General features: G+C 51.1%; 6 protein-coding genes. 4 read left to right on the forward strand and 2 right to left on the reverse strand.

All coding sequences use genetic code 11. From position 1 onward, the window contains the following. The first annotated feature begins 12 nt into the window (after positions 1-12). The 3 genes from BGO59_RS16775 to BGO59_RS16785 all read left to right on the forward strand — a co-directional run bounded on the left by BGO59_RS16775 (position 13) and on the right by BGO59_RS16785 (position 3152). Positions 13-843 carry an AraC family transcriptional regulator gene (locus tag BGO59_RS16775; protein ID WP_293684832.1) on the forward strand — a complete coding sequence of 277 codons (831 nt, stop codon included), beginning with the start codon at positions 13-15 and terminating at the stop codon, positions 841-843. 206 nt (positions 844-1049) lie between these two features. Continuing rightward, positions 1050-1745: a hypothetical protein gene (locus BGO59_RS16780; RefSeq protein WP_293684834.1), complete on the forward strand. Its 696-nt coding sequence runs from the start codon at positions 1050-1052 to the stop codon at positions 1743-1745. A gap of 150 nt (positions 1746-1895) precedes the next feature. Beyond that, positions 1896-3152 carry a hypothetical protein gene (locus BGO59_RS16785; protein WP_293684835.1) on the forward strand — a complete coding sequence of 419 codons (1257 nt, stop codon included), beginning with the start codon at positions 1896-1898 and terminating at the stop codon, positions 3150-3152. A gap of 388 nt (positions 3153-3540) precedes the next feature. Here BGO59_RS16785 and BGO59_RS16790 read toward each other — a convergent pair whose 3' ends face one another. After that, positions 3541-4887 (reverse strand): hypothetical protein, encoded by a 1347-nt coding sequence (locus BGO59_RS16790; RefSeq protein ID WP_293684837.1) that lies wholly within the window; start codon positions 4885-4887, stop codon positions 3541-3543. Between the two features lie 294 nt (positions 4888-5181). On the opposite strand from BGO59_RS16790, the gene BGO59_RS16795 reads away from it, so the two are divergent. After that, positions 5182-6369 (forward strand): gliding motility-associated C-terminal domain-containing protein, encoded by a 1188-nt coding sequence (locus BGO59_RS16795; protein WP_293684839.1) that lies wholly within the window; start codon positions 5182-5184, stop codon positions 6367-6369. A 786-nt stretch (positions 6370-7155) separates the two neighbouring features. Here BGO59_RS16795 and BGO59_RS16800 read toward each other — a convergent pair. Further along, a partial coding sequence (locus BGO59_RS16800; RefSeq protein WP_293684841.1) for a choice-of-anchor Q domain-containing protein occupies positions 7156-8876 on the reverse strand: 1721 nt, incomplete at its 5' end.

The raw sequence follows: 8876 nt of genomic DNA on the forward strand, positions 1-8876 counted from the left end.
AGCTTATTACACATGGGATTCGTTCAACTCGATTCGCGCTGGCAATATGACCATGTGATCAGCCCATTTTCGCGATTATACCTGATTACCGACGGCGAAGGCTGGGTCTGGCACAATGGACAGAAGTTTATACTAAAACCCGGCTACCTTTACCTGATTCCAAGCTTTACCTACAGCCGCTACCACTGCGACCAGTTTCTGGAACAATATTACATCAGTTTTTTCGACGAGATGCACGAAGGTCTGTCTATTTATGACCTCAAATCGATGCGTTATGAAGTTGAAGCCCAGCCGCTTGATTACAACCTGATGGAGCGTCTTCTGGCCCAAAATCCCGGTCGGGCCATTCTGCGACCAAATCCGAAAGAATATGATAACCGGCCCGAAGTGCTCAGTTTCAACCAGCCTCGGCCCAACCAGTCGATGAGCCAGTTTGTCGAAACGAACGGTATCTTACTACAACTTTTTTCGCGCTTCCTGGGCGCTGAAAATGAGGATGATCGACAGCGGGCCAAAGGGTTTCATCAACTCGCATCGGTGCTGCAATACGTCGATAGTCATTTACAGGATAAACTGACCGTTGAGCAACTGGCGGCAAAAGCCCACCTGCATGTTGACTATTTCTCCCGATTATTTTTGGGCATTGTCGGCGTCCGCCCCATGGACTACATCATCAACAAACGGCTGGAACGAGCCCAATTCCTTATTATGACCTCGCCTATGGCCCTGAAAGAAGTAGCGGAATCGGTGGGGATTCCCAGCATTTATTATTTTTCCCGGCTCTTCAAACGTCGATTCGGTATTCCTCCAGGTCAGTACCGCGAAACAGCCTGGTCGATGTAGGCATTTTTAATGCGTACGTACAATGGCTTCGCCGAGCACGACACTAAAAGCACAATCAATTAACTATCAATTTGTTGCAAAAAAAACTATTAATAACTACCTGAGTTGATCCCGGATTTTGGACAAACTATCACGTCTGGCTTAGTGAGCAGTTTTTAACCTTATGCGGTCTTTATGGTTAATTAGCTAATATCAACTCAACAGCGATGAAAAAACTTGTTACAACAGTAGCCCTGTTTGCTGCATTTACGCTGGCCGTTCAGGCTCAGAGTAGATCCGATTCGACAAGCAGACAGAAACCCATACTCTCGGAAGAAACCCGGCAGTCTATTAATCAGAAAAGCACCCAGGCGACTGAAAAATTTGAAGAAGCGCTGGATCAATCCATTTCCTATCAGCAACGCAATCAACTGAGCTGGTTTCAACCGGGCAATCTGTTTCTGGGTGGAGGTCTGGGCATGGGTGCAGCTAATGGGCAGGCCTATGTAGCGTTGAATACCCGAGTTGGGTATTTCTTTCAGCCTGGTTTTGCCGCTGGCCTACGCTTCGATACCGACCGATTGGTCGGCAACAAATACAACTCTCGTCAAATAGGGGCTTTTGCTCGCTACTATCCATTCCGGACTCGTATAAGCAGCTTTCTGGGCGCTAGCCTGAACAGTGGCCGGGAATTTTCGGACAACCTGCCCCCTGAAACCAAAGCCAAGTATACCAGTGTTGGCCTGGAAGTTGGCGTGATGGCCTGGATTCTGCATCGGCTGGGTGCTGAACTCTCCTACGAAAGCAACTTTTATAATAAACTCGATCCAACCGTCAGTCGGGGTAAGGGGAATCGAATCAAACTGGGTGTAAATTATTATTTCGGACAGGTAAGCAATCGCGGTGTGAAGCTGACCCGATAATTCAGACAGGTCAACGAATGAAAGCAGCTATGGGGCCATTAGCACACAAAAACATGATTTTTTAGTCATCCTTGTTTACGCTCCTATTTAACTAGCCGACGTCTATTGAGACTGGCTTTCTCGATCATTTAAACAATATACAACAACGTTATGAAAAGGAACATACTGACCGTAGCAGCGATGCTGGCTGCTGTAGTGGGCTTATCATCCTGTGCCGCCACAGAGCGATGGGTCTATGGCAATTCAAGCAATAGTCGGCAGGACATTGCCCCACAACGAACAACGAGTACGATGCGCGATCGACAATCGGACCGCGATCGGGACCGCGACGAAACGATATTTAGCAGCCGTCGTAATCGAGACGACCGTCGGATGAACGACGATGACTACAATGATCAGTATAAGGGTACCTATCGCAACCCATACCGTTCTGGCAATGACCGGAATGATCGGTCGGACCGACGATCGGATAATCGCAGCTATATGAACTCCTACCGGGATTATGATGATCGTGACAATGACGATCGAAACGACCGGGATTATAATCGTCGGGAGTACAATAGCCGGGATTCGTACAATGACCGAAACTATAATCGGCAGGATGATTCGTATGCCCGGCAATCGTATGATCGTCGATACGATGACCGGGACAGAGATGCCTACAATGGCCGGTCGGATTATGATCGCAACCGGAATAATTACAACGATAATCGTTCGGATGCCTACCGGGATCGTCGCGACAACGGAAATAACGACAACGACCGTCGCTACGATGACCGCAATCCGTCGGATAATCGGATGCGTTACAATGACCGATACGATAACGACCGCTATACCAACAATGATCGTGACAACCGCGACGACCGCGATCGTCAGTACGACAACCGCCGGAGCGATAACAGCAATCGGGACTCGTATTCAATGAACGACAATCGTCGGAACAGCAACGATAACAGGAACAACGATGACCGGAATGATAATCAACCCATGAATTCGTCGACGAATCGACAACGTTCCGACGATATGGATAATCGGGGGAATACCGACAACCGGGGCAACGATTCGGACATGAACCGATCAAACACTATGAGTGGTAGCCGCTCATCTGATTCCATGCGCGACCGCCCCATGAACCGGGACCAGCGCGACCTGATGGATCGTATGGCCGAGCAGATGGATAAGCTTGATCAGAAAATTGATGAGGCCAAAGCCGACGTCAAAAATGAAAGCCGCCGAGAACGCAATAAGCGCGAAGACCGTATCCGTGATCTGGAAGATAAACGAAGTCAGCTATCGTATGCTTACTACAAAGTGCAGCGGTCGAGTGACGATGCGTTTGATAAGTTGAAGAAAGAAACCAACAAGCTTGTCGATGACGTTAAAGACGCGCTAAAAGACAAGAAATAATACCATAGTCAATTTTGTAAGAAGGGGCAGCTCACCATAAGCTGCCCCTTTTTGCTGTATACGAAACGCATTACCATCAATAAGACGCAGCCTTTATCTCCAGAAACCCTCATGCCGAGTCTTTCTGAGGAGTTAAAGGCTGAATTGACGATCCGACGGAGTGAGTGCCGCAACCGGATAGATCATTTCGCCCCTACTTGTTGTAGATATCTATGATAATGCGGCTTTCAGAGAATAAATTGTTTTTAACCACATCAATGACGATTCCCCTCCAACTAAATTAGGAATAGCTATCCACCTTAATTAATAGCCGCAGCACACAGTAGTCCGAAAACCAGAAGGTTTAGCGCAATTGCTGTTAGCGGCCTGCCTATGATCGTGGTGTATCTTATTTTGTACGGCTAACCTGAAAGAAGCCTTCGATATGGGCGGTAGTGCCCAGCGATTCCTGGCCGGGGTAAATGAGGCCCGCTTTGCTAAGCTCAAATTTTCCTGTTATCATCTGACCAACCTTGCCAAATTGACTGATGTTGAACTTGCCAGGGCTGGGGTATGAGGTTTTACCAACGCGATAGTAATGGATGTAGAGTAGATTGCCTCCCTGGGCCGATAACTGAAACTTCGGTCCCGTTTCGCCCACCTGCCAATACTCATTCACTCCGCCGATGAGTCCTAAATCATTCCCATCGGGCCTGTAGGCGGAGGGATTCAGGTCCGTGATGGTTACTTCAACCGGCTTTCCATTATCTAAGCCGCCCCCCGTCATCATCAGAACGAGCCCTTTGGGCGTGCTCACCAGTTGCGCCCCTTGTATTACTTTGGTATTAACCCAGCTGCCACCGTTGATGCGGTAGGTGATGCCTTCGTCACCTATGTACAGATTTGATACCAGCCAAAGTGCGCTGTAGGGTTTCCCCTCAATCACGGTTGGCCCATTCAGTTTAACCGTCACAGCCACAGGGTTACGGGCTGGTACAGTAGCTGGTGCCTTATACTGAGCCTTCCAGGCTGCCGGAATCAACTGCCCCTCTCCAACTAGTTTCCAGCTACTATAGTCGACTACGGTCGATGGGGATTCAAACGGTTCAGGTACATCAACCTCTTTGTCAATCGGTACGAACAGTTCCTCTGTCAACAGACGTACTCCAAGCACCAAATTCCCTCCTGTTTTTAGGAAGCCAACCGAAGGAACCAGCAATGCCCGTTCCAGCAATGCCCAGTCGCTAAAGTGCATTGTCTCCACGCTTACCGTGTGGGCGGTAGTGTCTATTTTTCCGTTTGCAGCTAATCGCCAAATACCGTTGTCGGTCTGATAGGCTAAGGCCAGGGCCTGGGCAATGGTGCCTTCGAGACGGTCAGGGTCGTAATGTACACGGATAGTGACCGGCTTTTTAAACGTTATGCCATGTGGAGCGAGTCGAAATGCGGTACCCAACCCCTGAGGGCCCGTGTTCGTAATTGGTTGAATACTGAAGGTTTGATTACTCTCAACAGCTCCTGCCGGCACGCTAATGGTCAACCAGTCGTCGGCAGTGGTGAGTTTGCCACCGGCTGGGCCGATTGCCGTAGTAATAGCTTCGCTCAGCGATACCCCGACGGGACAGACCTTTCCGGTGCGCTGTTCCGAAGGAACGTTCGGGTCATCGGGGTTAACGATATCAACTTCTTTTTTACAACCGACAATTGACAGGGTAGTGAGTAGTATACCCAGCAGAAAGACATATAGTTTGTTCATGACACATTAGCCGTTGTTGTTTATACCATCAAAGGTGATAGGCGCCGACTGCGTCAGAAATAGTAGCCTCATTGAAACGGAAAAAACCGCCTGTAAAGCGGTTTTTTAGGCACCATGTGTTCTGTATGCTACAGACAGCGCTGAACCTGCTGCCCCCAAAACGCCCCATTATTGAGCCATACCCGTGATGACCATTTCATCAGCTCAGGTGGGATGGTTTGAAGAGAATAACTAATTGGTGGCCATAAACCATCATCGACAGAATTTGGTTAAGAGCTAAACTGAACCAGGTCCATGAGACGTTTCCCAATTGAGGCTTCCTGCTTGTGCCGGGCTGCGCTTGTTATCTGGCTGCTTTTGGGCTGCGCCTGGGCTAAAGCCCAAGATATCTCGGGATACTGGCAGGGCATTGAACACGATACCAACAATTTGGCCAGGCCCTTTCCTACTTCGTTAACCATCGTTCAGACCGGTTCCACCTTCACCGGCTACTTCTACCAGTCGGCCTTTAACATGGAGCAGTTCAACGTCCTGTTTCCCATTGAAAACGGACAGATTGCCAATTATGAAGGCTCCTTCCAGATCAAGACACCTATACGGCAAACTTCAGCCCCAGGTGGCCATTGGTGTACCGGTACGGTTAGCTTTACCTTCCTGCCCGAGCGCAACAAGTTAGTAGCCAAAACCTCGTTTGTGGAAAAAGACTGCCAGCCCTCCGCGATTGAGTTATACCAACCCAAACTCAAAGCCAAGAATCCCTTCTGCCCAACCGATGTGAAAGACCTCTTAGTGCTGGGCTTTGACATTCGGTGGTACGCCGATGCTCAACGCCAAACGCTGTTATATCGGGGACTGGCCTACCAGCCAACGCTCGACACGACCACCACGTTTTACATTACCCAGACTTTCGATGGTAACGAATCGCCGGTGGTTCCGCTAGTGGTCCACGTCGACCCGATGGCCATTACCAGCCCGGCGAGGGTAGATGCCCTGTGCACAACGGGTCAGGGTGCCTTGAGCGTCAAAGCCACGGGTAAGCCCCCCTTGCGCTATCGGCTTGATGAGAATGCCTATCAGTCATCGCCTAATTTTGAATTGGCCCATCCCGGGAGTTACTCGTTGACGGTGGAGGATAGTTTAGGGTGTAGGATTACTCAGGTGGTGGACCTGCGGACAGACTGTGAGGACCAGCTCTACTTGCCGGCAGCCTTTTCGCCCAACGGCGATGGGGTGAATGATGAGTTAGTGGTTTGGTTTACGATGGATTGGCTGGTGCTAGAGCGGTTTAGTTTGTTTGACCGATGGGGTACTTTGCAGTATGTGCTAAATCAATCCAGGGAGATACGAAGTGGTCAGGTGCTGTGGTCTGCTCAAGCCAGTGGTAAGACCTTACCACCTGGGGTTTATGCCTATCAGCTAGAGGTGACGACCGCGTCTGGCAAGCGGTTAGTGGTAGCCCGTGAGCTAACTGTCTTGAAATAGTAATGAGCGTTTAAGGAGATGCACCCATAACAAGTAACCCCGTTTTGAGTTACCTTTTTAACTAATCAATGGAAACAGATGAAGAACATGTCGATAACCTTTCTGCTAGCAGGAGCTGTAATGGGCCTGCTTTTAGTATTCACGGTAAACCAGGCCCGAACCAACCTAAACCGATCGCTAAAGACTAGGTAGTTGAGCGGAACGCTTTTCGGGAGGGCCTCAAAGGTCGCTTAAATTCCAGTCAAAACTGACTCACCGAACGGGGTCAGGACACAGCGTATCTACATCTACAAACGAGTAGCCTGGGCGGTATAACTGGCTATCCGCCGGTGAGTCGAGTCAAGGGAAAACCTGGATGAGTAGCCCTCTCAAAGCACTTGTAAGTACCCATCCTGATAGCGATAGGTGTTTGCAGGGGCCGTTAAGATCACTTTTCGGCCGTTAGCCTCAAAAGCTGGTTGAGATGCTGGCTAATTAATCACTGTTGGCTATCATAGGTAAAGCTGGTTGAATCAATGGCGTTGACATTATAGATGCCCCCCTTAAACAGCACCGTATCTATGCTAGTTTGTGATTGAGATTTGCCTAGGAAAAAGTAGCTATAGCTCATACTCGCTGAGTAGGGGATTGACTTAGTAGTTGGTCAATGAATACCCTGAAAGGGACTTTTCTACTTCGTAGACTAAGTCCCTTTCAGGGTATTTAGGGGTAAAACATACCAAAAAACAAACGTTTAAACAGTTTCAATGCAAGATAGGATTGCATACGGTAACCGGATACAACGGGTCAGGGGTTGGGTTGAACTTGGTTGCCCGCACCAAAGACCAACTGACCACCAGGGCCAAAGGTCATCTGGCCCACCGGAAAACTACCATTCACCTGCACCACATGGTAAATACCAGCCCCCTCTGCCGACATCGGCGGACGACCCACATTCCACGTAGCGTTGTCCGACCAGTTGCCATTCTTTATCGTATAAACCACCGTCGGCGTTGAACCCTGGTACTCGAACGCGCCCATGTCGACACGTCCGTCCACAATCCGGGTCTGACCCCACCCATCCACCGCCCCCACCAGGGCCGTCGTACTCGCTGGATCACCGGCGTTCAACAGCGGGCTACTGGCCTGCAACCGCAAGTCCCCCTTCGCTTCATTCACAAACTGAGGGGCCGCCTGGGTATTGCCCGTACCGACTCCAGGGCTGGGAAAATCCAGCGCCGAATACGAAATGGTCGTGGAGGTTGGATTGTCCTGACCGTTGTACCACTCGTTGAGCGTGTTGCGCACGATGCAGTTCACCAGCGTAATCAGACTGTAGTCGGTAGGGCGGTTAGGAGGAGTTACATTGGCCGAGTAGGTTGTGTTATTCAACAGCGTACAGTTCCGCAGGCCGACCACCACCGTACCACTGGTTTCGGCAACGGTAGCAATGGCTGTCCCCCCCTGCGATTGGTTCTCAAACAACACACACGACCGCAGCACGGGTTTAGCCAGTCCGCCCGCTTGTCCACTGACGAAGAGGCCTCCTCCCTGCAAGGGAGCCATGTTGCCCACAAAGTTACAGCCTGTTAGCGTAGGACTGCTTTTTCCAGCCGTGCCCACAATCGCCATGCCTCCCCCCTGACTGGCCTGGTTGTTCGTTATCGTACAGAACTCGAACCGAGGGTTGGCAAAGCCGCTACTGCTGCCATCGTTAAAGACACCACCTCCGAACCAGATCAGCGCATTGCTACTCACCGCGTTGCCCCCACTGATAACCACCCCGTTCAGCAACGCCGTTGAATCCACGTTCCGGTTATAGACCACGTGGTAGGAGTTGTCACTGGTGTTGCCTGCCGCGCCGATGTCGCCCGACAGGGTAGTGCTGCTGGGTTTGCCGTAGTAGCTGGCCGGACGCTGACTCAAAAACAGTTCGTTACCCACGAACCCTCCGTAAATAAGCACCCGCGAGCGCATGTTGAAACTAATACTTCGGTCGGTGCCACTCGTGGGGGTGTAGATACCCGCGCCGATCCAGACCATACCCGTTGGGCAGCCTACTGCCGTGGTGCTGGCGGCCTGATTGATCGCCGTCTGGAGGGCGGTGGCGGAGTAGGCATTGCTCCACGAGGTGCCATTCTGTAGCCCGGCTCCCGCTTGGGTGACGTACAACCCATTGAGGGTAAGCGTTGTCGAGGTGGAGGTAGCAGACCCACAGCCTGCCGTGACGACAACACCGTAGATAGCCGCATCATTGACGCCAATACCCGTCAGCGAGAGCGATGAGCTGGTCTGCCCCGCCAGCAGGTTCCCGTTTTTGTACCATTGATAGGCCATACTACCCGACCCAGCGGCTGCTACTGACAGGCTAACCGTGCTACCCAGACAGGCGGCTACCTGCGCCTGGGGCTGGGTGATGATACGTGTGGCGGGGTTGACGGTCAGGCTCAGGGTCGTGGTTGCGGTGCTGGAACCGCCGGAGCCCGACACTACGACCGTCAGCGTCTGCACACCGGAAAGAGCGGTGC

The sequence above is a fragment of the Spirosoma sp. 48-14 genome (assembly GCF_001898575.1).
In the GTDB taxonomy this organism is placed as follows: domain Bacteria; phylum Bacteroidota; class Bacteroidia; order Cytophagales; family Spirosomataceae; genus Spirosoma.